Here is a 21,536-nt window from a genome sequence, read left to right as displayed (position 1 = left end):
AGTGCGAGTTCTACCCGTCTGTATGGCTAATACAATTATTACCTAGCCCCAACCTCTCCCCGGCCCCCTTCGGGGTGCCGACCCTCTCTATCCCCGCGCAAGCGCGGAGACCAAGAGGGTAATTGAGTGATATCACAAAGGTATATAGGCCGTAAGAAATTGACAATTTTGCGAAATAGACCAACCTATGGCGTATGACATACGAAAACAACAACCCATTCAAAGATGCGAATGGAAACCGACTGCCATCTAGGGTCAATGAACTTGAAGCCGCTGGCCTTGACCCCTACTTGCTCATATCAAAGAGCATGGCCAACAAAGCTAAAATCCCTATCGGCGTTGAACCAGTGGCGGCACGGTACAACGGCATGGTAAAGCCCAAACTTTGGTATGCCCTCCACCAAGTTACCGACCCCACAAACGTAGCTTTCATTGCACTGCGCATTTCACAAGGCTGGGAGATAACTCCAATTGAATGAGACCAAGGGTATGGGGCTTGCCCCATGAAAGCGAAGCGGAAGCAATAGGGCTATAAGCTCGCCAAAAAGCTTTGACGCGGCGCGGAGAACTAGCATACCAAAAAGCCCATTGCGCGCCTTGTAAAGCGATTTTAGGACTTATACGGAGAGGGCATCCCCGTAGACTAACCCATACGCTTGTTTTTGAATGTCCAAGTCATTGTTTACTAATTTATTCACAACTTTGGCACAATCGGATTTTGTCAACGAAAGTTGCTTTACTTTATCTGCCCTCATTTGGTCAAAAAGACTTAGCGGCAAAGTAGCGTCATGTTGCTCACACAATGCTTTGTAATGCGTATTTGAACAATACTCATTTGATTGCTGTTGAACTGTTTTGTTGTTTATATATGCTATGTTCTCGTCTATTAAGCTTTGCGCCCCTAAAATGTTAGCATGAAGTTTCAGCAATTCGACTTTATGCTCTTTTTTGGTCGATGGGAGAGACAAGAAGCCAGGAGCTTTCTCATTTAGCGCGTCAAGTTGTCTTCCTCTATAAGCTAATAGGTCTTTGAAGTCTTCGCGCTGCTTGCGGCATACTTCCAGCTCTTCAAACACGGCTCGTAAGCGTAATGCTTTGTCCAAGGTTGTCTCGTGTAGCTTGGGAGCTTTCAGCTCGTCTGCTATTCTTTCATTTTCTGCTTTAATGCGCGGGTCTTGCATATATTCGACCCAATCAATGACTTTTTCTTCTTCTGGTTGAATAGAACCGAATATTTTAATATCTGACTCGAATTTAAGCAAAAGCTCAAACAAAGGCTCGTTCTTTCCGGCTTCGGCCTCGTCTGCAAGCTCGGCTAGTTCCGGATAACTACGAAGTCGCTCATAAACCTGCGCACGGGTAGGAGCTACCGCATGTTCTTTATTAGCCTTTGCGGATGTTGTAGGGGCCTTTTGGCTCGATTCTTCAATTGTGGCTTGTGCCGTTAGCGCTGCAATCTTCGCATCGTTTACTGCAATCTGGTTCTTCGTCTTCGCAATAACGGCCTGCGCTTCTTTTACAGTTTCTCTATTAGCATCGATGTATTGCTTTTGCTTTTTACCGTGCTTAATTGAAATGTGTGTGGTAGGTATATAGTCTTCAATAATGTCAGAAAACTTACCAGCATAAACGTACCAATCGGAACCATTGGCACGCGCATGCGTGTTCACAATTTCGCAAACAGCCTCGCGCATTTTCTTCACTTCACCCGTTTTTGCATCATCAAGGATGCGGGTCTTTTTACCAAATATGCCCTTGGCGTCCACTGTGCGCGTAGTAAATAAAATGTGTGCGTGGTCGTTATTGTTATCAATAGCTGGGCGATGAATTGAGGCCAGGACGGCTACGCCGTACTCATCGCGCAAATGTTGCGCGATGGCGCGGACGCATTCGCTTCGCTCGTGGTCGCTCCATTCCGAAGACAAGGGAACCATAAGTTCTCGCGCAACTGTAGAATTGGCTCGGGTTTCTGCTTTTTCAGCATTGTTAAATAACAATGCGATATCGTCATTCGGAATACCAACGCAAATATTGCCAGTTAACCCATGTTTACCTTTTGGCGTGTAATCGCTTGTTATGCCTAAACGCTCGTCCGTTAGCTTTTCGCAAGCACGGTAAGCAGCAGCCAGGACGCTGCTACGTCCAGCCGAACGCGAAATGGTTTGCAGCGAAGGCGTAAACCATGTGGCTAGGCTAGGCATATCGAATTGCTCCCAGGTTGCAAAGCAACGCCCCCGGTAGGGTGAACGCAAATATACACGTAGTGGATGTTTGCATAAGTGAGCCCTTGCAGGGGGCTACGATGGACGATGACGATATAGCAGGCGAGAACATAAGCGGGTGCGTTGATACATACATAGTAGCAAAAGCAAACACAAAAGCAATAAAGGCCGGGACAAATGAATAGCCCCAGCCTTTATTGACAAATAGCAATGATTTGTTAAGCTGATTTCAGAAAGCGAGACAAATCATGAGCAAAAACCTGAAAGAAAAAATTGCGGTGTTGCAAGCGGAGCAAATGCAGTTAAAAGCAAAGAAGCAGCAATTGCAAAGCCAATACAATAGCAAAGAACGGAAAATCACGGATAGACGGAAATATGTAATCGGTGCGCTTGTGTTGAAAGAAATTGAGATAAATGCGACACTGCGTAATTACGTCGCCAAATTACTATCTAACGCACCAGAGCGCGATAAAAATGCATTTCCTTATTTAGTGTTGGTTGCAGCATCTACCCGAGAAAATTAGAGAACTATTCAGAAGATATTGAAAAAACCCCGTTTTATTAGCAAATCTATCTGAAAGCATGCTGTTAAATTTAGGGTAAAAAATATAGGTTAGGTTCAGCCCCATCAATTTCACAAAAAAAGACTTAGTGTTAATACGCAGGGTCTTTTTTGTTTATGTGTGTATCATTCGAACATTTTAGAAGCGAAAAAGGAATGATGTTATGTCTTGGGTCATTGGTTTAATTCTCATTGCTGTCTTCTATTTCTATTTTTCAAACAAAAAAAAGACTACTACACCAATATCCAAAAACAAGAGTTCAAACGACTCTCAAGGCAGTGGTAAAAGTTTTCTTCCACCTATGCCAAGTGGCTATCAAATTTTCGCTAAAAACCTTCCTGTTGCTGGAATTCAGCACAGAAAAGAGGAGGCATTGAAGTTTGCCAAGTCTAGCAATCCAGTGTTAAGCCTAGAAAGAGAGCTACACAACAAATTTGATTCCAATGCTATTAAATTGATTGGGCTATCAGGCTCAACTCAATATTTCATTGGCTACCTACCAAAAGAGATTTCAGCACAAATTATTGGCACTGGAATGTATGAGAATGTTAAGGCTAGGCTTGGACGAATTTACATAAGCAACAATGACTTTTTAGACATTCAATATCAAGTCATTGGTCCCAAAGCAGATAAGAAACAATTTAATGAGTTTTTGAGTAATCAACTAGCCGATTCATCACAGAAAGATTACTTTAAATTCTTTAGCTTACCTATTCCAAATGGTTTAACTGCTGGACAAGCAGAACAAGCCATATCAGAGCATCAGAAATCTTCTAAAAATGAAGAGCTAGAAGAATGGGAAGGTTATACAAAAATCTTGGAAGAATTTGATGACCAAGATTTTAGGGATGGTTATTATCTAAAAAAAGTCAGCAAAACCATTTTGATGGAAGCCATCAGTCAACTTAAAGCACAAGGTAAAACTTACAAATATTTATCAGACAACATTGACGAAGTTGCTGAACGAATAATAGAGTTGAAGCCTGACTTAAAAAAACAAATTTAGCAACACGCTTTTAGGGTCGCTTGTTTTAGTAGCTGGTTTTTTCACTTGCGGATACTTTCCTTCCTCGGGGCGGTTAACTACATTAGCGCGTCAGGGTCGATAAGGTCGCCAATTGCAATATTGCCCATAGGGTCGAGGGCTTTTTTCACCGTCGCGGCAATCATGTCCAATGCTGGAAAGACGGCAGCGGCAAGGTCATCCACGCTGATAGTTTTTGAATAAACAGCAACGTTTACATTGTCCAGTTCATGCCCGACGAACTGACAACGGTGTTCAAGGTTTACGCCGTTTTGCAAAAGCTCATTGTTCGTGTATTTGCGCAAGCTGTGAAAAACGAGCTTCTCGCGTGTAAGGCGTGCGCTTTCCAAGTTGCGTGCAAGCATCTTCCCGGCAGCATTGCCGCTGCCTTTTCCGTCCCGCTCCTTATATTTAAAGAGCTTGTCGCCGGGTTTTTTCAGTGCGTCGAGCTTTGGAGCAATGTGCGTGTAAATGTACGGGTGTAGCGGCACTTCACGAATCCCCGCCTCCGTTTTGCTGTCCCGAATGGTAATGAAGGAGATGCCTTTGCGGCTGTGCTTAAAGTGTTCTTTCCGCAATGTCGTGATTTCGCCCACACGGCACCCGGTCATGAGCCCCATGAGAACTGCTGTCGTGTAGTCGGATTTTTCGGCAAGGCGTTCGCGAAAAAAGACGCTCCCCAGCAAAAGCACGATTTCATCGGTTTCAAAAGTCGCGTACCCACCGCGCTGCTTCTGTTTTTTAGTAAGCAAATCCCTGTCAGCGGCGGGATTATCTTCCCGCGTGTAACCCTGTTTTTTCGCAAAATTGTAGATAGCTTTGATCACACCCACCTTGCCATCAATTGTTCGCGGGACATTGCCTTTTTGTGCCAAATGCTCCTGCCAGCGGGTTACGTCGCTTGTGCTAATTCGCGTAATGGGAGGGTTTTTCAGGAACTTCTTAAATTCCTCGGTCGCGTTTTTATACGACAAAGCGGTTGCCGGCTTTACATTGCGCAGTAGAAAAAACTTCTCTAACAGTTCACCCAGCTTCAAAGCGGTAGGGTCGTCCTTAAAGGGGGCTGTAACGGCACTTGCAATGGTGTGGGCTTGCATAGTGGCTTGACCACTATGTAGGGCTTTCATGGCCTCCATGGCTTGCATTAGGCGGTTGTGGTCTTCGGGGCTATCCGATTTCAGGATGCCACGGGACAAGTCCAGCTCGTACTTTTCGGGGAGGTCTTTTTTGTGCATTGTCAAACTGGTCAATAGTTCTACTGCACGGATGATAGCTTCGCGTTTGTAGCTGGTGCGAAGCGAACGTTTAACCTGCTTGCCCGCGATACGGGTATGCAAGTAGTAGCTTGAACCAATGAGGTAGATAGGCAAATTGAGCATGTGAATTGCTACCAAATTTGCTACTACCCTGAAAGACAAAAGCCTTGTAAGTCGTTGACTTACAAGGCTTTTTCCATTTTGGCGGAGCGGACGGGACTCGAACCCGCGACCCCCGGCGTGACAGGCCGGTATTCTAACCAACTGAACTACCACTCCTGGTAGATAGCGTTTACTCTTGCGAGCCAAGTGCTAAAAACTTGCGCTTTACCTCGACACATTGCTGTGACGAAATTTGGCGACCCCACGGGGATTCGAACCCCGGTACCTACCGTGAAAGGGTAGTGTCCTAGGCCTCTAGACGATGGGGTCAGAACCTTGGAATTTTTGAAAAAGACTTTTGCTTTTCTACAAAAGTCCTGCCAAACTCTTTCTCATTAAAAATCTTTTCGACAGTCTTTGGTGGAGGTAAACGGGATCGAACCGATGACCTCTTGCATGCCATGCAAGCGCTCTCCCAGCTGAGCTATACCCCCTTCTGCAAGTTTCGTTGCATTTGTCGAGCCTTGAATTATAGCCCGAAAATTAAGTGTTTTTGAAACGTCCGACTGCCATTTAGTCGGCATTCAAGCGGCCGATTACATCACCTCGGGTCATGAGCGCCAGGACGGCGTCCAGTGAAGGCGTTTGCGGCGTTCCCATGACCAGCACGCGAACCGGCATGGCCAGTTGCGGCATTTTCAGTCCGGTTTCTGAAAGCACTTGTTTGATCGCTACACCAATGGCCGCTTTGCTCCACTCGCAGTTACCCAGCGCAACAGCAAGCTTACTGAGCGCCGGGCGGACAGCATCGGTGACGTGGAGGGTGACATCCTCGCTGCTGCCTCGCGCTCCGGTCACGAGCAACTGCAACCAGCCGGCCAACTCGATCAGCGTACTGCAGCGGTCTTTGAACAAGCCGCAGCCCCGCGCAAGCCATGCGGAATCCAGTCCGGCGAGGCCGCGATCCCCCAAGAAGGGAGACACCAGTTCAGCCAGCACTTCATCGGCGGTGGCCTTGAGGTGCTGGGCATTCACCCAGCGCAACTTGACTTCATCGAACTGCGCGGCGCTCTTGCCGAGGTGATCCAGATTGAACCAATCGAGAAATTGCGCGCGACTGAAAATTTCGTCGTCACCATGACTCCATCCCAAGCGCGCCAAGTAGTTCACCATGGCGTCCGGCAAATAACCTTCGGCCGCAAATTGCGTCACTGGCTTGGCGCCGTTGCGCTTGCTCATCTTCTCACCCTGCTCGTTGAGAACGGTCGGTAAATGCGCATAAATAGGGACTTCTTTGCCCAGTGCGCGAAAGATATTGATTTGACGCGGCGTGTTGTTGACATGATCATCGCCACGGATCACGTGCGTGATGGCCATGTCCATGTCGTCTACCACCACGCAAAAATTGTAGGTCGGCGTGCCATCGGGCCGCGCAATGACCAAGTCGTCCAGCTCGTCGTTGCTGATTTCTATGCGGCCCTTGACCTTGTCATCCCACACCACCGAACCGCCTTGCGGATTTTTGAAGCGCAGTACCGGTTGCACACCCTCTGGGACTGGAGGCAGCGTCTTGTCCAACTCAGGCCGCCAGGTGCCGTCGTAACGCGGTTTTTCTTTCGCGGCCATCTGCTTTTCACGCAATGCATCGAGTTCCGCCACACTCATGTAACACGCGTAAACATGGCCGGCCTCTTTCAGTTCGGCCAACACCGCTTTGTAGCGATCCATCCGCTGCATCTGGTAGAACGGGCCTTCGTCGTAATCAAGGCCCAGCCACTGCATGCTTTCGATGATCACATCGACGGCAGCTTGACTCGAACGCTCCAGGTCCGTGTCCTCAATGCGCAAGATGAAATCGCCCCCAGTGGAACGCGCGAAGGCCCACGGATACAAGGCCGAGCGGATATTCCCAAGATGAATAAAACCTGTCGGGGAAGGCGCAAATCGCGTTCTTGTTTTTTGGGGTGCTTGAGAAATCATGGCTTGTAGCGTCATTTAAAACTGTCCAGACCCCGAGCGAGATCGGCTTTCAAATCGTCAATGTATTCAAGGCCCACCGCCACACGAATCAGGCCCTGGCCGATTCCCGCCGCCTGTCGCTGCGCTTCGGTAATCCGACCGTGCGACGTCGTTGCCGGATGGGTCACGGTAGTTTTGGTATCGCCGAGATTGGCAGTGATGCTGCAGACTTCGGTACTGTCGATCACATGGAAAGCGTTTTTCCGGGCGGTTTCAGCGTCAAGACCTATCAGGTCGAACGACACTACCGCGCCGCCGCAGCCCTGCCCATTAAGGGTTTGCTGCTGCATGGCCAGCGCGTGCTGGGGATGCGACTTGAGGCCGGGGTAATACACCCGGGCCACGCCGGGCTGCGCCTCAAGCCAAGTCGCCAGCATCAACGCATTGGCGCTTTGCGCCTGCATGCGGATGGACAGCGTCTCCAAGCCCTTGAGCACCACCCAGGCATTGAACGGCGACAGCGTCATGCCTGCACTGCGCATGACGGGCATCAGTTTTTCGTCGATGAGCTTTTTGGGCCCGCAGATCGCCCCGGCAATTACACGGCCTTGCCCGTCAAGGTATTTCGTGCCCGAATGAATAATCAAATCGGCGCCTAATTTAACGGGCTGCGACAGAGCCGGAGAACAAAAGCAGTTGTCAACCACCAGCAAAGCGCCCGCAGCGTGCGCAATGTCTGCGAGCGCGCGGATGTCGCACACCTCGGTCAGCGGGTTGGTGGGCGTTTCAGCAAATAGCAATTTTGTATTGGGCTTGACGGCTGCCTGCCATTGACCTACGTCGGTTTGCGACACAAAAGTGCTTTCAACACCAAACTTGCCAAACTCGCCGCCAATTAATCGGATGGTGGAGCCGAACACTGATTGAGAGCAAATCACGTGATCGCCGCTTTTCAGCAGTCCCATGCACATCAGCAATATCGCCGCCATGCCGCTGGCAGTGCCAATGCACGCTTCAGTCCCTTCCATCGCGGCCAGGCGCTGTTCCATGCTTGCCACGGTCGGGTTGGTAAATCGGGAATAGATGTAGCCTTCTTCCTCGTTCGCAAACCGTCGCACGGCAGTGGCGGCATCGGGTTGGACAAAGCTGCTCGTCAGATAAAGCGCTTCTGAATTTTCGCCATACTGGCTTTTATCCACGGCCGCACGCACGGCCAGTGTGTCGCGGTGAAGATTGTCAGGTAATTTTTTAGGTATCACGTTCAAGCCTCCTGAGGATTGGGAAGCGCTAGCCGGGACACGTCCACGTCGCCCTCCTCGCCGATCTTCTCTGCGGTATCGGCCCGCTGTGAATTCATCGCGGCAATGGTCTCGGCCGTCACATCTCCGGTGATGTAAACGCCATCAAAACAGGAGGCGTCAAAGCCATCAAGTTTCGGGTTCAGCGAGCCAATGGCGCGCCGCATGCCCTCCACGTCCTGGTAGATCAGCGCATCGCAGCCAATCACCTGACGAATTTCTTCAATGCTGCGGCCATGCGCCACCAGCTCGTCCGGCGTCGGCATGTCGATGCCGTAGACGTTTGGATAGCGCACCGGCGGAGCGGCGCTGGCCAGATAGACCTTGCGTGCGCCTGCTTCGCGGGCCATTTGCACGATCTCTCGGCTGGTGGTGCCGCGTACGATGGAGTCATCGACCAGCAGCACATTGCGACCTTTGAACTCGCTGGCAATCACGTTAAGTTTTTGGCGTACTGATTTTTTGCGGACGCCCTGCCCCGGCATGATGAAGGTGCGGCCCACGTAGCGGTTCTTGACGAAACCTTCGCGGTAGGGAATTCCAAGCAAATGTGCCAGTTGGGTGGCGCTGGGGCGGCTCGATTCGGGGATCGGAATGACTACATCGATTTCATTGGGCGGTACCGTGGAGACCACGCGTTTGGCCAGCGTTTCTCCAAGATTGAGACGGGCCTGATACACCGAAATGCCGTCGAGCACGGAGTCCGGACGCGCCAGGTACACGAACTCGAAAATGCACGGATAGAGCTTGGCATTGTCCGCGCATTGCTCGGCGTATACAGTGCCTTCCAGGTCCACAAATACAGCCTCTCCCGGCGCAATGTCTCGCTCAAACTGGTGCGCGGTACCCTCCAGTGCGACCGACTCGCTGGCCACCATCACCGTGCTGCCGCCTTCATTTTGACCGCGGCCCATACACAGAGGGCGAATACCAAACGGGTCGCGAAAGGCCAACAGCCCGTGACCGGCGATCAGCGCCACGACGGCATACGACCCTTTGACACGCTTGTGCACACGGCGCACCGCTGCGAACACATCGGTCGGCGTCAGGGGCAATCCCCGTGTGGTTTTTTCAAGTTCATGCGCCAGTACGTTAAGCAATACTTCAGAGTCGCTGTCGGTGTTGATGTGGCGGTGGTCGGTATTGAATAGCTCGGTTTTGAGCGCGGCCGCGTTGGTCAGGTTGCCGTTGTGCGACAACACCAAGCCAAACGGGGCGTTGACATAAAACGGCTGCGCTTCGTCTTCGCTGTAGGCGTTGCCAGCCGTTGGATAACGCACTTGGCCAAGCCCGACATTGCCCGGCAACGCGCGCATGTTGCGGGTGCGAAAAACGTCACGCACCATGCCCTTGGCTTTGTGCATGTAGAACTTTCGTCCCTGTTGCGTGACGATGCCGGCGGCGTCCTGGCCACGGTGCTGCAGCAGCAGCAGGCCGTCATAAATGAGTTGGTTGACCGGGGCTTTACTGACGACGCCAACTATTCCGCACATGGTGTTTCAATCATGATTTTTTGACTCGTAAAAAATTAATTCAGATACTTTGAAAACTGTTCGGGGAGCATCGGCTTCAAACCTTTCAGCGTGGTCGTCAGCATGGCCGCGCCTTGAGACGCCTGCCACCAGTTGCTGGCCTTGAGCGCCGTCATGTTTATCACCACGGTAGCGGCCAGCAGCAAAATCACGCCCCGCACCAAGCCGAAAGCGGCCCCCAGCGTCCGGTCTACCGGACGCAACCCCATGGCTTCAACGAGCTTCTTCAGCAAAAAAGCAAGCAAACCCGCCACAAATACGGCGGCAATAAATATCAGCACAAACGCCACTGCATAGCGCACCGGCTCCGAAGCCGACGAGATGGGCAGCAGGGTAGCCACCTGGGGCGCAAACCATTGCGCCACATAAAACGAGGCCGCCCAACCCAACACCGCCAACACCTCGTAAACCAGCCCGCGCCATGCGCCCAACAGCATCGAAAAGAGCAATACCCCCAGCAAAATCCAATCAACCGCTGCCACTAATTTGCGCGCTAATTAAAGGCTAAGAATGGCTGCAGGCAAATCAAGCGCCTTGATCTTGCGCGCGGCCGTTTCAGCGTCGGCCTTGCTGGCAAACGGGCCCACGCGCACTCGAATACGCTTGCCATCCTTGGTTTCGGCAACTTGTGTATAGGTTTTAAGACCCGCTTTTTCCAGCTTGACGCGTACTTCGCGCGCCTTGGCAACATCGGCAAAGGCACCGACCTGCACCACCACACGGCCTGATGCGTCGGCACCCGCGGTTTTTTCTACCGGCGGTGCGGTGTCGTTGAGCAAGGCGCTGGCACGCGCACCGTCGCCACTCGCAGCCGGCGCCTTAGGAGCCGGTTTGGCTTCCACCTTGGCCTCAGCCTTGGTCGGTACTTTAGGTTCAGGCCGGACTTCGGCTTTCACAGCCGGCTTCGACTCTGATTTTGCTTCGTTTTTGATAGCAGATGGCGCCGGTGCGACCGTTACGGAAGACGGTTTTGATGGCAATATCTCTTCTTTGGGTGCGAGACTGGAGGCCGCCGTCACCTTGTCCGCCGGCGCCACTGCAGAAGCTGCATCCGCAGCCATAGGAGCAGCTGGCGCGGGACCAACGAGCGGCTTGACCGTGTTTTTACCGGGAATTTCAATCGGAATATCGACGGCAATGGGCCGTGGCTGCGTATCGAATAACAGCGGAAAACCCAGCACGCCCATCAACACCAAAACGACTGCGCCGATCAGGCGGTGCTTAGCGCGTTTGCGCATGACTTCCACGCTTTCCGGTTGAGCGGCTGAGCCGGCAGTAGGCGCAGAGGTGGAACCGCCCCGACGGAAATTGAAAAGCGACATGGTGTGGTTTGAATCCCTTGACGGTTAACGTGGCTAGTTCGACCTTACCTGACCTCAAGCAGCCAGATGCGGGGCCGATAGACGCGGTACGCCACCCTTCAAAATACCACCCACCGTGTAGAACGAGCCGAACACCACAATTCTATCAGCGGGGTCCGCCGCCTTTACGGCCGCCTGAAGAGCGGCCTCGGGGGTTTTGTAAACGTCTGCAATCACGTCTGGCCGGGGATCGCCCGAAGCCCATTTAGCACGCAAATCCGCACCGCTGGCGGCCCGATCCGTCGGCAGATCCGTGAAATACCACTTGTCAACCAGCGGACCCACTCTTCGAAACATGGCCGCCAGATCTTTGTCCGCCATGGCGCCAAAGACCGCGTGGGTGCACGGAAAATAGCCCATGGCATCAAGATTTTCGGCCAATGCAGCCACCGCATGCGGGTTGTGAGCCACATCCAGCACCAGCGTCGGCTGGCCTGGGATAAGCTGGAAGCGCCCAGGTAACTCGACCATGGACAAACCGTTGCGAACGGCTTGCGCCGTCACGGGCAGGCGATCACGCAAGGCGGTCAGCGCCGCCAGCGCGCCAGAGGCGTTGAAGAGCTGGTTGGCACCGCGCAATGCCGGATAAGCCAGCCCGGCATAACGCCTGCCGCGACCGGCCCAGCTCCACTGCAGCTTGTCACCCGAAAAATTGAAGTCATGGCCAAAACGCCACAGGTCAGCGCCCAGTTCTGCGGCGCGGTCAAGAATGCTTTGGGGCGGTACCGGGTCGCTCACCACTACGGGCTTTCCCGCGCGCATAATTCCGGCTTTTTCCAGGCCGATGCTTTCGCGGTTGTTGCCCAGCAATTCCATATGATCCAGGTCGATGCTGGTGATCACTGCGCAATCCGCATCCAATATATTGACCGCGTCCAGGCGGCCACCCAGTCCGACCTCCAGAATGACGACGTCCAGCGCGGCGTCCGCCAGCAGTTTCAGGATAGCCAGCGTCGTAAATTCAAAGTAGCTCAGGGAAATCTCGTCGCCATTTGCAGACCTTGCGCTTTCCACCCGGGCGAAGCAGGCTATTAAATCAGTAGCACTTACGATATCGCCACGGACGCGGCAACGCTCTTCAAAATCGACCAGATGGGGCGAGGTGTACACCCCGGTACGGAAGCCGGCCTCCAGCAGGATGGCCTCCAACATGGCACAGGTAGAGCCTTTGCCGTTGGTTCCGGCGACTGTGATGATCGGGCAAGCAAACGCCAGGCCCAGCCGCTGCGCCACAACGCCCACGCGCTCCAATCCCATGTCGATGGTTTTGGGATGCAGATGCTCGCAATGAGCCAGCCAGTCAGCCAATGTTTTGAGGTGTTCCATACTGCTTCGGATTGTCGCGCAAGGCGTAATCCCCTTGCCGCCACTTATCAGCGTCAAATCCTTTACCGCGCGAAGCGATCGGTCGCGGCAATCAATTGCTGCAGGATGCCAGGCTCGTTGAACGCGTGGCCCGCATCGGCAATCAGGTGAAAGTCCGCGCCCGGCCAAGCGCGGTGCAGGTCCCAGGCGGTTTTGGCGGGGCAAGGCATGTCATAGCGGCCCTGCACGATGACACCGGGTATTCCAGCCAGCTTGTCTGCATTTCGAATCAGCTGACCTTCGTCCAGCCAGCCCTCATGCACAAAATAGTGGTTTTCGATTCGGGCAAATGCGAGCGCGAAGTCATCGCCACCGTGCTTGGCCGCGGCGGCCGGGTCCGGCAGCAGCGTCAGGGTCTGGCCTTCCCACAAGCTCCATGCGCGGGCGGCGGCTAGCTGCTCGGCCCGGTCGGGACTCACCAGGCGCTTGCGGTAGGCCGCCATCAGGTCGCCTCGCTCGGCCGGCGGAATCGGCGCAAGAAAGTGTTCCCACAGATCCGGAAATAGCCATGAAGCGCCTTCCTGGTAATACCAGAGCAGCTCGGCACGGCGAAGCGTAAAGATACCGCGCAAGATGAGTTCCGACACCTGCGTGGGGTGCGTCTGGGCATACGCCAGGGCCAACGAACTACCCCAGGAACCGCCAAACACCAGCCAGCGTTCGACGCCCAGCAAGGTTCGAAGTCGTTCGATGTCCGCCACAAGATGCCAGGTTGTGTTGTGCTCCAGAGATGCGCTGGGGCGGGACCGCCCGCATCCGCGCTGATCGAACAGCAACACGCAATACCGCGCCGGATCAAACAGTCGACGATGCTCGGGCGAGCAGCCTGAGCCCGGCCCGCCATGTAAAAATACCGCCGGCTTGCCCGCCGGGTTGCCACACAACTCCCAATAGATCGAATGGCCGTCATCCGTTTCGAGCGTGCCGGTACGAAACGGCTCGATGGGTGGATAAAGCGTTGTTTGGGAGGTCGCAACCGGGGTCTTCGGAGAAGTCATAGAACGTCCATGGTGAAAGTCGCCAAGCAGAAGTGTCGTAACTAAAGCCATCGCGGTGGAGTAATTTACCGCTATTTATTTGATAGCTACCAGCGGCCGAATGGCAAACGTGTAAGACCTATTTTGAACTCAAAAACCTGCAAGAATTGCAGCATGATTATTCTTTATGGTATTTCCAATTGCGACACCGTTAAAAAGGCCCGCGCATGGCTGATCGAACACGGACAGACGTATGAATTTCATGACTTCAAAAAGCAAGGCATAGAACCGGAAAAACTGGCGCTGTGGACACAGGCCGTCGGATGGGAAAAGCTGCTCAACCGCAAGGGGACGACCTGGCGCAAGCTTGATGGCGCCGCCCAGGCCGCAGTGATGGACGCAGCCAGCGCGCAGGCGCTGATGCTGACCCATCCCAGCGCCATCAAGCGCCCGGTGGTGGACTGGGGGAATGAGATCAGCGTCGGGTTTGACCCCGCGGCTTGGTCTGCCCGGGTTTGACTTCAATTGCAGTGGGGGCCGGTCTTTTCTTCGCGGGCAGGCTACGGAAAGCTTTACAGTCAATTTACCGAACTACGCGCCGCAAAATGAATCCTATTTATTAAAATCAGGGCTTGCGCTCAAGTCCTGATCTGCGTTGCGGGTGAACCCGCCAAAACGGCTCATCCCAGCCCGTTGCTGAAAAGAGGTTTACATCATGAAAAAAGTATTGGTTAGAACCTTGATCGTCTCTTCGGTTGCCGCCGCAGGCAGTTTGCTGGCTGGGTCCGCGTCGGCCATGGACATTCTTGCGCGGGTCATCTCCAGCACGCCGGTGGTGCAACAAGTTGCCGTGCCACGTCAGGTGTGCAACAACCAGGCCGTGATTACACAGGCGCCCAAATCGGGTGCGGGCGCGCTTATGGGGGCCTTGGCGGGGGGCGCAGCCGGCAACGCGATTGGCAATGGCGGTGGCCGGGCCGCAGCCACCGTGCTCGGCCTGGTGGGTGGCGCGATGATTGGCGACCGCATTGAAGGCGGCAACAGTCAGGTTCAGAACGTGCAGCAATGCACGACGCAGACGTTTTACGAAAATCGACCCAGTCATTACAACGTGGTGTACGAATATTCCGGCACCCAGTACAACGTTCAAATGGCGAACGACCCAGGCTCGTACGTGCGCCTGCAAGTGACTCCGGTAGGCGCTATCACCCCTGCACCGCAAGCTGTTCAGCCGCAGACTTACATCCAGCCCGCCCCAATCCAGCAGCAGATTTATGAGCAACCCATGGTCTCGGCACCGGTGGTGTACCCGGCTTACTACGCGCAGCCTTATTACGCCCAGCCCTATTACGGACCTTCGTACTACTCGCCCTATTACTCGCCGATTGGGCTCTCACTCAATTTTGGTTATAGCCGCGGCGGTTACGCCGGCCATCACCGCTGGCATTGACTTCCACCAGTGCAATAAAAAGGGGCTTTTCAAAGCCCCTTTTCTTATACTCCGCCGCCTGGTAGGCAACGGCCTAGGTGGCTTCCTATTGCACGGTTTGAATCAGCGCCCCTTTGAATAACACCGGTCCGTTAGGCCCGCTTCCCGGCGGCACGCCACCCTTGGATTCCAGGGTGATGGCCAATGTCGGAACTTCCCGGACATCGCGGTCCGCTGCGGTCAGGCGAACCACCGCATCACCACTCAATACGCCCAATGATTTCGGAGCAGCCCCCGGCGGCAAGGCCCACAACTCCAGCGACTTGTCCGTCTGCTCGCGGAAATCGCCCACGCGCTTGAGCAGCAGTTTTTTGCTCTTGGGATCGAACGTCACAAGCATGGATGCCGACGCCTTATCGTCCGCCAGCACGGCGACGTATTGGATGTCAGGCGTGGCAGACAGCTTGGCCGACAGATCTTGAACTTGCCCGCTCAATTGCGTGTTGAGGTTAAGCCCTGTAACGACCGCAATGGCCGCGGCAAAAGCCCCTGCAGCGGTCGCGCCGCGCCACAGCCCTAGGCTGGCCCACCAACCAACCGCAGGCACCGGGGCCGTGCGTGCAGCCTGCATCGCTTTCGCCTGCTTTTCCGCCCTGACAAGGTTTTCAATGCGTTTCCACACGGCCGCACTGGGCGCCGCCTGCGGCTGTAATTCCGCCACTGAGGCCAGTCGACTTTGCCAAATCAGCGCCGCAGCGCGCAACGTGGCGTTGTCACGCGCCAGCGCTTCGAAGCGGCGCCGCGCACCGCCGCGCAAAGTACCCAGCGCGTAGCTCGCTGCAAGTTGTTCCATCAAAGAGACGTTGTTGATTAAATTCATGAGAACCTCGCCATGCAGCCGCGCAATTGTTCCAAGCCGCGACGAATCCAGGTTTTTACAGTACCCAACGGCAATTTGAGTTGCTCGGCCAGTTCGCCATGACTCAAGTCACGCAGATAAGCCAAACTCACCACTTCCCGCTGCTTATTCTCCAGCTGACTCAGGCATTGGTGTAACGCCCGAGCCTGCTCGCTGGCCTGCGTCGTGTCCATCGGGTTGGGAGAGTCCCCCGCCACTGTGTCGGAAATCACGTCGTCCAACTCCTGCATCGCGTCGGCGCGGTCCGAAGTCCGACGGCGCAAAAAATCAAGGCCACGGCTGCGAACCACCAAGCCCATCCAGGCCATCGGGGGCGACAGCGTCGCCTTGTAGTCGCCCGCAATCCGCCAGATGTTCAAAAAGGCTTCTTGCAGCACATCTTCTGCCCATTCGCGGTTAGTGACCACGCGCACTGCAACGCCATAGAGCTTGGACGAGGTCAACTCGTACAACTCCCTGAGGGCCGACTCATCAGCCAAGGCAACACGGTCTAGCAGAGCAATCAATTGAATATCCGGGCTTTCTGGCTTCATGAACGTCATTGTCCAGTATTACCAGATACGCCGTGAATGGAAAGACGGATTCAGGTCGAGCTGGGCCGGACCGCGCGGGTAACCTAAAATCACCGGCTGACGTCAGACCGCTGGTCGCAGCGCGGCCCTTTATCCACTCATCTCCTCCCCACTTCTCCTCATGCTTACCGAAACAATTGACAACATCAGCGTCACTACCAAAGCCAATGTGTACTTTGACGGCAAATGCGTGAGCCACGGCATCACGTTTGCCGACGGCACCCAGAAATCGGTGGGCGTGATTCTTCCGGCCGCCTTGACCTTTACTACGGGCGCGCCAGAAATCATGGAATGCGTGGCGGGTGCCTGCGAATACAAGTTGGTCGGTAGCGAAAGCTGGACGAAATCATCGGCCGGCGAGAAATTCACCGTCCCTGGCAATTCGAAATTTGACATCCGTGTGGCGCCCGGCTTCGAGTCCTATCACTACATCTGCCATTTCGGTTGAACTACAAATAAGCAGGAACCCCTCCATGGCCACTATCCTTCAGCACCTTCCCATTGGCGAGAAAGTCGGCATCGCATTTTCCGGTGGACTCGACACCAGCGCCGCGCTTCACTGGATGAAGCTCAAAGGCGCCCTCCCCTATGCCTACACCGCCAACCTGGGCCAACCCGACGAGCCGGACTATGAGGACATTCCGCGCAAGGCGATGCAATACGGCGCCGAGAAAGCGCGCCTGATTGATTGCCGCAAACAGCTCGCGGCAGAAGGCATCGCAGCGCTGCAATGCGGCGCCTTTCACATCTCGACGGCAGGCGTGACCTACTTCAACACCACACCGCTGGGCCGCGCTGTGACCGGCACCATGCTGGTGGCCGCGATGAAGCAGGATGACGTCAACATCTGGGGCGATGGCAGCACCTACAAGGGCAACGACATCGAACGTTTTTACCGCTACGGCCTACTCACCAACCCCGACCTGAAGATCTACAAACCCTGGCTGGACCAGCTGTTCATCGACGAACTCGGCGGTCGTGCCGAAATGTCGGCTTTCATGACGGCAGCTGGTTTTGGCTACAAGATGTCGGCCGAAAAGGCCTATTCGACCGATTCGAACATGCTCGGCGCCACCCACGAGGCGAAAGACCTGGAGCATTTAAGCAGCGGCATGAAAATCGTCCAGCCCATCATGGATGTGGCGTTCTGGAAAGACGAGGTCGACGTCAAGCGCGAGAAAGTCAGCGTGCGGTTTGAGGAAGGCCGGCCCGTTGCCCTCAATGGCAAAACCTACGACGACCTGGTTGAACTGATCCTGGAGGCCAACCGCATCGGCGGACGCCACGGCCTGGGCATGAGCGACCAGATTGAAAACCGAATCATTGAAGCCAAAAGCCGCGGCATCTACGAAGCGCCCGGCCTGGCACTGCTGTTCATCGCTTATGAGCGCCTGATCACCGGCATCCACAACGAAGACACGATTGAGCAGTACCGCGACAACGGGCGGCGCCTGGGCCGCCTGCTGTACCAGGGCCGCTGGTTCGATTCGCAAGCCCTCATGCTGCGCGAGACCGCGCAACGCTGGATCGCGCGCGCCATCACCGGTGAAGTAACGCTGGAACTGCGCCGGGGTAACGACTATTCGATCCTGAACACCGAGTCGCCCAACCTCACCTACGCGCCCGAGCGCCTCTCCATGGAAAAGGTAGAAGACGCGCCATTCAGTCCGCTCGACCGCATCGGCCAACTCACCATGCGCAACCTCGACATCACCGATACGCGAGCAAAGCTCGGTATCTATGCTCAGAGTGGCTTGTTGTCGCTGAGCAAAGAGGGGGACTTTTTCAAACTCGGTGACGGTAGTAGCAAATAAATCAGTGTTCGCTTGAGCAGCGACTGTTGCTTTGAAGCAGGGGGATCGGGCGGTTTGTGTCTGGCAGCCTGGCGCTCATACGCTTCGCATATTAATATCGGGCCTGCCTGCCAGACACAACCCGCTTTCGAGAATTGACCGTTCCCACCATGTTTACTTGGCTGCATAAAGACACTCCACAACCTTTGCAGGAGAAGGCTACGAAGTAGTCGTGTCCACAGTCGTCACACCGAGCTCTGGCAAAGCCGTGCGCGAAGATGCCGCATTCGAGGTATTTGCGAAACGCTTGGCGGACATGGGGCTTTGGCGTGCGGTAGTCGCCCTGCCCGTTACAGCACTTAAACGCCAACTCACACCAAGCAGCCAGACAGCAAAAAGCCAGAACCGTTGCCAGTTCGGGCTTTCTGTCTTCTGGACTCAGGTAGGCTTACTTGCGCGCAGGCGGCACATCCGTGCAACTGCCGTGTGCCACTTCCACCGCCATGCCGATGGACTCTCCAAGCGTCGGGTGCGGGTGGATGGTCTTGCCGATATCGACCGCATCTGCGCCCATCTCAATCGCCAACGCGATCTCGCCAATCATGTCGCCGGCGTGGGGCCGACCATGCCGCTACTGAGAATCTTGCCGTGGCCGTGCTTCCGGCGAATCATCAAACAGCAGTTTGGTGACACCTTCGTCGCGGCCGCTGACAATGGCGCCGCCGGAGGCGGTCTTTGGAAACACGATCTGTATGTCACCAACAGCGATGCGATGATGCGCTTCCCGTACAAAACCGGCGATACCCAGATCACGGCGCCCGGCTTGAAAGTTGCCGATCTGCCCGCCGGTCCGATTAACCATCACTGGACCAAAAACCTGATTGCCAGCCGCGACGGCAGCAAGCTTTACGCAACGGTCGGCTCGAACAGCAACGTGGCTGAAAACGGCATGGAAAACGAAGTCAAGCGCGCCGCCATCCTCGAAATCGATCCGGCCAGCAGCCGCTCGCGCCTCTTCGCATCGGGCCTGCGCAATCCAAACGGCATGGGCTGGCAACCGCAAAGCGGCGCGCTATGGACCGCCGTCAATGAACGCGACGAGATCGGCAGCGATCTCGTGCCGGACTACATGACGTCGGTGAAGGATGGCGTTTTGTATGGCTGGCCGCACAGCTATTACGCCCAGCATGTCGATACGAGAGTGAAGCCGCCGCGTCCCGACATGGTAGCCAAGGCAATCGTGCCGGACTATGCACTCGGCCCGCATACCGCATCGCTCGGACTGACCTTTTATGAAGGCAAGCTCTTGCCGCAACGTTATGCCGGCGGCGCCTTCATCGGCCAGCACGGGTCATGGAACCGCAAGCCGCGTAGCGGCTACAAAGTGATATTCGTACCGTTCGCCAACGGGCAGCCCGCAAGGATGCCGGAGGACGTACTCACGGGATTTCTCAGCAAGGATGGCGATGCGCTGGGGCGCCCGGTCGGCGCGGCGGTAGGTGGTAAAGGCGCACTGCTGGTAGCCGATGATGTCGGCAACATCATATGGCGCGTGACGCCGGTGAAATAGATAATGACGATGCTTGCCCGTGTCATGTGACCGGTACATCACGCCAAGCCGGTGCAGCGACTATGCAGCGCCGGCTTGGGAATGTTTTTTGCGCACATCATCGTTCGATGCCGCTGCTATGTCCTTAGCCGCGCTGGCAAGTACCTTTTGGATCGACCGTAATACGGATCAATTCATTGCCACCGCCACCGAATACATTGCCGCCGGTGTAGGTCAGGCAGCCTTCGCCCTTGTACAGCACTTCAAGACGTTGCGCGTCAGCACCAAAATAAAACGGTATCCAGCGCTTACCGGTTTCATGGCGTTCAAGATCGTCCGGTGCGCCGATAAGGTCGGACACTTCACGCAGCCGCATGCCGATCTCCAATTTGGCAAACTTGCTGTTTGCGCCGGGCGTGCCGATTATTTCACCGTCATATTCACCATTTTTTGATTTCACGATACGTGTGACGGGTGTAGACGGTTTTGCCTTGGCCGCTACGGTGGCGGCCGGCGCAGGCGTCGATGCAGCAGATTGGTTTTCGGCCTGCTTGGTCGCGCAGCCTGCCATTAATACAGTAATGACCAGAGTGGCCATCGTCGTTTTCTTCACCATGTTATTCCTTGTAATTGTTGAGGTATCGCTGATGATATTAATTGCAGTCCCTGAAGATCAGCAGGCGATCGCGCATTCTATTCTTACCTGTGTTTTTGATAAACAAATTTCGCTCGTGGTCGAAGGCCCGAGTTTGCAAGTTTGTTGCGCCTACGTGACAGCCTTCTTCTTATGCCTTGCACGACAAACACCCGCTCATATCGGCAGTAAGCCACGCAGGGAAACGGCTTCGACATATATTGCCTCAAGCAACGCACCCATTGATTGGGCCGCCAAAGCCATAAACTACACGGCAATCACACTAACGCATGTTGCGGATGAACCGCATGGCCAGCGCGGCAATCACCCAAGCGCCGCCCCAGGCAACCAGCACCCAGAACGCTGCGACAAAGATCCAGCCGAAAACGGTTGGCGCACACCAGCCCCACCCGCACAAACCATTATGCTCAAGCAAGCTCGGGAACCCTGAGCATGTGAAAAAGAGAAACAGATAAATACGGCGGCAGCAATAAATAATTGGTCAGCGAATCGAAATACACAGGCCATATGGCACTCGGCAACATCAGCAGGATATAGGCGGCCACAATAATCGCCCGAAATTTAAGTGTGCGAGGCCTCAGCATGTTGATTCGAATTTACCGATATATTGTTCGCCCGCCACGTCGAAAAACAGTCCTACAAAAAATAACGCCGAAATCGTAGCTTCTCTCCTTTGATATCGAACGCCTGACGCAAGCCGCGCCGCAAAGCAATGGCCGTTTACATCATGCCCGGCGGCCTGCTCTACACGATTGAACGACCGCCACAAGATAAACAACCAGCAACAACGGATAGATGAGCAAAATATCGACCACAGATAGAAATTCCAACCGCATTGAAGCAAGTCTTGCACGAGTTTTGGGCCAGCAAGCGACTCTGGCCTGTACAGTTTGAGGGGTCGCAGCCGCCCAAATGCGGGACCTCGGGGTGCAAGTTGGCTTTGGGCTCGCCGCGCACGCA

20 protein-coding genes, 3 tRNA genes and 3 pseudogenes are annotated in these 21,536 nt (G+C 54.6%); 9 read left to right on the top strand and 17 right to left on the bottom strand.

The features are described 5' to 3' along the window. The first annotated feature begins 194 nt into the window (after nucleotides 1-194). Entirely contained in the window at nucleotides 195-479 is a 285-nt protein-coding gene (locus tag HHJ16_RS11325; protein ID WP_296900589.1) for a hypothetical protein, read from the top strand. A gap of 138 nt (nucleotides 480-617) precedes the next feature. On the opposite strand, the gene HHJ16_RS11320 is transcribed toward HHJ16_RS11325, so the two are convergent. Beyond that, a complete protein-coding gene (locus tag HHJ16_RS11320) occupies nucleotides 618-2,201 on the bottom strand; it encodes a MobA/MobL family protein (protein ID WP_296900587.1) in 1,584 nt (527 codons plus the stop codon). A 269-nt stretch (nucleotides 2,202-2,470) separates the two neighbouring features. Between HHJ16_RS11320 and HHJ16_RS11315 the strand changes: the two genes are divergently transcribed. Further along, nucleotides 2,471-2,746 carry a hypothetical protein gene (locus tag HHJ16_RS11315; protein ID WP_296900585.1) on the top strand — a complete coding sequence of 92 codons (276 nt, stop codon included), beginning with the start codon at nucleotides 2,471-2,473 and terminating at the stop codon, nucleotides 2,744-2,746. A gap of 202 nt (nucleotides 2,747-2,948) precedes the next feature. Next, on the top strand, nucleotides 2,949-3,791 hold the full coding sequence (locus HHJ16_RS11310; protein WP_296900583.1) for an HIRAN domain-containing protein: 843 nt from the start codon (nucleotides 2,949-2,951) through the stop codon (nucleotides 3,789-3,791). A 77-nt stretch (nucleotides 3,792-3,868) separates the two neighbouring features. Here the strand turns inward: HHJ16_RS11310 and HHJ16_RS11305 are convergent, their stop codons facing one another. The 11 genes from HHJ16_RS11305 to pip form a co-directional block, all read right to left on the bottom strand. Further along, the gene (locus HHJ16_RS11305; RefSeq protein ID WP_296900581.1) at nucleotides 3,869-5,188 is read right to left on the bottom strand and encodes a tyrosine-type recombinase/integrase; all 1,320 of its coding nucleotides are present in this window, start codon (nucleotides 5,186-5,188) and stop codon (nucleotides 3,869-3,871) included. 79 nt (nucleotides 5,189-5,267) lie between these two features. Further along, a tRNA-Asp gene (locus HHJ16_RS11300) sits at nucleotides 5,268-5,344 on the bottom strand. A gap of 77 nt (nucleotides 5,345-5,421) precedes the next feature. Continuing rightward, nucleotides 5,422-5,497: transfer RNA gene (locus HHJ16_RS11295), tRNA-Glu, on the bottom strand. An 88-nt stretch (nucleotides 5,498-5,585) separates the two neighbouring features. After that, a tRNA-Ala gene (locus tag HHJ16_RS11290) sits at nucleotides 5,586-5,661 on the bottom strand. Nucleotides 5,662-5,740: 79 nt separating this feature from the next. After that, entirely contained in the window at nucleotides 5,741-7,162 is a 1,422-nt protein-coding gene (gltX, locus tag HHJ16_RS11285) for a glutamate--tRNA ligase (protein ID WP_296900579.1), read from the bottom strand. Next, entirely contained in the window at nucleotides 7,159-8,385 is a 1,227-nt protein-coding gene (locus tag HHJ16_RS11280) for an O-succinylhomoserine sulfhydrylase (RefSeq protein ID WP_296900578.1), read from the bottom strand. Before HHJ16_RS11280 ends, gltX begins: the two co-directional genes overlap by 4 nt. Nucleotides 8,386-8,387: 2 nt before the next feature. Next, entirely contained in the window at nucleotides 8,388-9,917 is a 1,530-nt protein-coding gene (gene purF / locus HHJ16_RS11275) for an amidophosphoribosyltransferase (protein ID WP_296900575.1), read from the bottom strand. Between the two features lie 35 nt (nucleotides 9,918-9,952). Further along, nucleotides 9,953-10,438 carry a CvpA family protein gene (locus HHJ16_RS11270; protein WP_296900574.1) on the bottom strand — a complete coding sequence of 162 codons (486 nt, stop codon included), beginning with the start codon at nucleotides 10,436-10,438 and terminating at the stop codon, nucleotides 9,953-9,955. Between the two features lie 15 nt (nucleotides 10,439-10,453). After that, a complete protein-coding gene (locus HHJ16_RS11265; protein WP_296900572.1) occupies nucleotides 10,454-11,278 on the bottom strand; it encodes an SPOR domain-containing protein in 825 nt (274 codons plus the stop codon). A 54-nt stretch (nucleotides 11,279-11,332) separates the two neighbouring features. Next, entirely contained in the window at nucleotides 11,333-12,643 is a 1,311-nt protein-coding gene (folC, locus tag HHJ16_RS11260; protein WP_296900570.1) for a bifunctional tetrahydrofolate synthase/dihydrofolate synthase, read from the bottom strand. A gap of 62 nt (nucleotides 12,644-12,705) precedes the next feature. Beyond that, on the bottom strand, nucleotides 12,706-13,680 hold the full coding sequence (gene pip / locus HHJ16_RS11255) for a prolyl aminopeptidase (protein WP_296900568.1): 975 nt from the start codon (nucleotides 13,678-13,680) through the stop codon (nucleotides 12,706-12,708). Between the two features lie 153 nt (nucleotides 13,681-13,833). Here pip and HHJ16_RS11250 point away from each other — a divergent pair, with 153 nt between their 5' ends. Next, entirely contained in the window at nucleotides 13,834-14,178 is a 345-nt protein-coding gene (locus HHJ16_RS11250) for an ArsC family reductase (RefSeq protein WP_296900566.1), read from the top strand. Nucleotides 14,179-14,374: 196 nt separating this feature from the next. Then, nucleotides 14,375-15,109, top strand: coding sequence for a glycine zipper 2TM domain-containing protein (locus HHJ16_RS11245; RefSeq protein WP_296900564.1), 735 nt, complete (start codon nucleotides 14,375-14,377; stop codon nucleotides 15,107-15,109). Nucleotides 15,110-15,194: 85 nt separating this feature from the next. On the opposite strand, the gene HHJ16_RS11240 is transcribed toward HHJ16_RS11245, so the two are convergent. Then, on the bottom strand, nucleotides 15,195-15,968 hold the full coding sequence (locus HHJ16_RS11240) for an anti-sigma factor (RefSeq protein ID WP_296900562.1): 774 nt from the start codon (nucleotides 15,966-15,968) through the stop codon (nucleotides 15,195-15,197). Then, nucleotides 15,965-16,540, bottom strand: a complete 576-nt coding sequence (locus HHJ16_RS11235) for a sigma-70 family RNA polymerase sigma factor (RefSeq protein WP_296900560.1) — start codon at nucleotides 16,538-16,540, stop codon at nucleotides 15,965-15,967. Before HHJ16_RS11235 ends, HHJ16_RS11240 begins: the two co-directional genes overlap by 4 nt. A 160-nt stretch (nucleotides 16,541-16,700) precedes the next feature. Between HHJ16_RS11235 and HHJ16_RS11230 the strand changes: the two genes are divergently transcribed. After that, nucleotides 16,701-17,027 carry a pyrimidine/purine nucleoside phosphorylase gene (locus HHJ16_RS11230; RefSeq protein ID WP_296900558.1) on the top strand — a complete coding sequence of 109 codons (327 nt, stop codon included), beginning with the start codon at nucleotides 16,701-16,703 and terminating at the stop codon, nucleotides 17,025-17,027. A 25-nt stretch (nucleotides 17,028-17,052) separates the two neighbouring features. Then, on the top strand, nucleotides 17,053-18,393 hold the full coding sequence (gene argG / locus HHJ16_RS11225) for an argininosuccinate synthase (RefSeq protein ID WP_296900556.1): 1,341 nt from the start codon (nucleotides 17,053-17,055) through the stop codon (nucleotides 18,391-18,393). Nucleotides 18,394-18,487: 94 nt separating this feature from the next. On the opposite strand, the pseudogene HHJ16_RS11220 reads toward argG, so the two are convergent. After that, nucleotides 18,488-18,724, bottom strand: a pseudogene (locus HHJ16_RS11220) (transposase zinc-binding domain-containing protein); the annotation flags it as partial. A 96-nt stretch (nucleotides 18,725-18,820) separates the two neighbouring features. Then, a pseudogene (locus tag HHJ16_RS11215) lies at nucleotides 18,821-19,117 on the bottom strand (dihydrolipoyl dehydrogenase); the annotation flags it as partial. Between HHJ16_RS11215 and HHJ16_RS11210 the strand changes: the two are divergent. Next, nucleotides 19,118-19,942, top strand: a pseudogene (locus tag HHJ16_RS11210) (sorbosone dehydrogenase family protein); the annotation flags it as partial. A 124-nt stretch (nucleotides 19,943-20,066) separates the two neighbouring features. Here the strand turns inward: HHJ16_RS11210 and HHJ16_RS11205 are convergent. Further along, nucleotides 20,067-20,537: a hypothetical protein gene (locus HHJ16_RS11205; RefSeq protein WP_296900554.1), complete on the bottom strand. Its 471-nt coding sequence runs from the start codon at nucleotides 20,535-20,537 to the stop codon at nucleotides 20,067-20,069. Between HHJ16_RS11205 and HHJ16_RS11200 the strand changes: the two genes are divergently transcribed. Then, the gene (locus HHJ16_RS11200; protein ID WP_296900552.1) at nucleotides 20,536-21,006 is read left to right on the top strand and encodes a hypothetical protein; all 471 of its coding nucleotides are present in this window, start codon (nucleotides 20,536-20,538) and stop codon (nucleotides 21,004-21,006) included. The two genes, HHJ16_RS11205 and HHJ16_RS11200, sit on opposite strands and share 2 nt — an antisense overlap. Nucleotides 21,007-21,536 lie beyond the last annotated feature (530 nt).

Source organism: Polaromonas sp. (assembly GCF_012927485.1).
Lineage (GTDB): Bacteria > Pseudomonadota > Gammaproteobacteria > Burkholderiales > Burkholderiaceae_C > Polaromonas.
The sequence above is the reverse complement of the archived record's forward strand: the minus strand, read 5'-3'. Positions and strand labels throughout refer to the sequence as shown.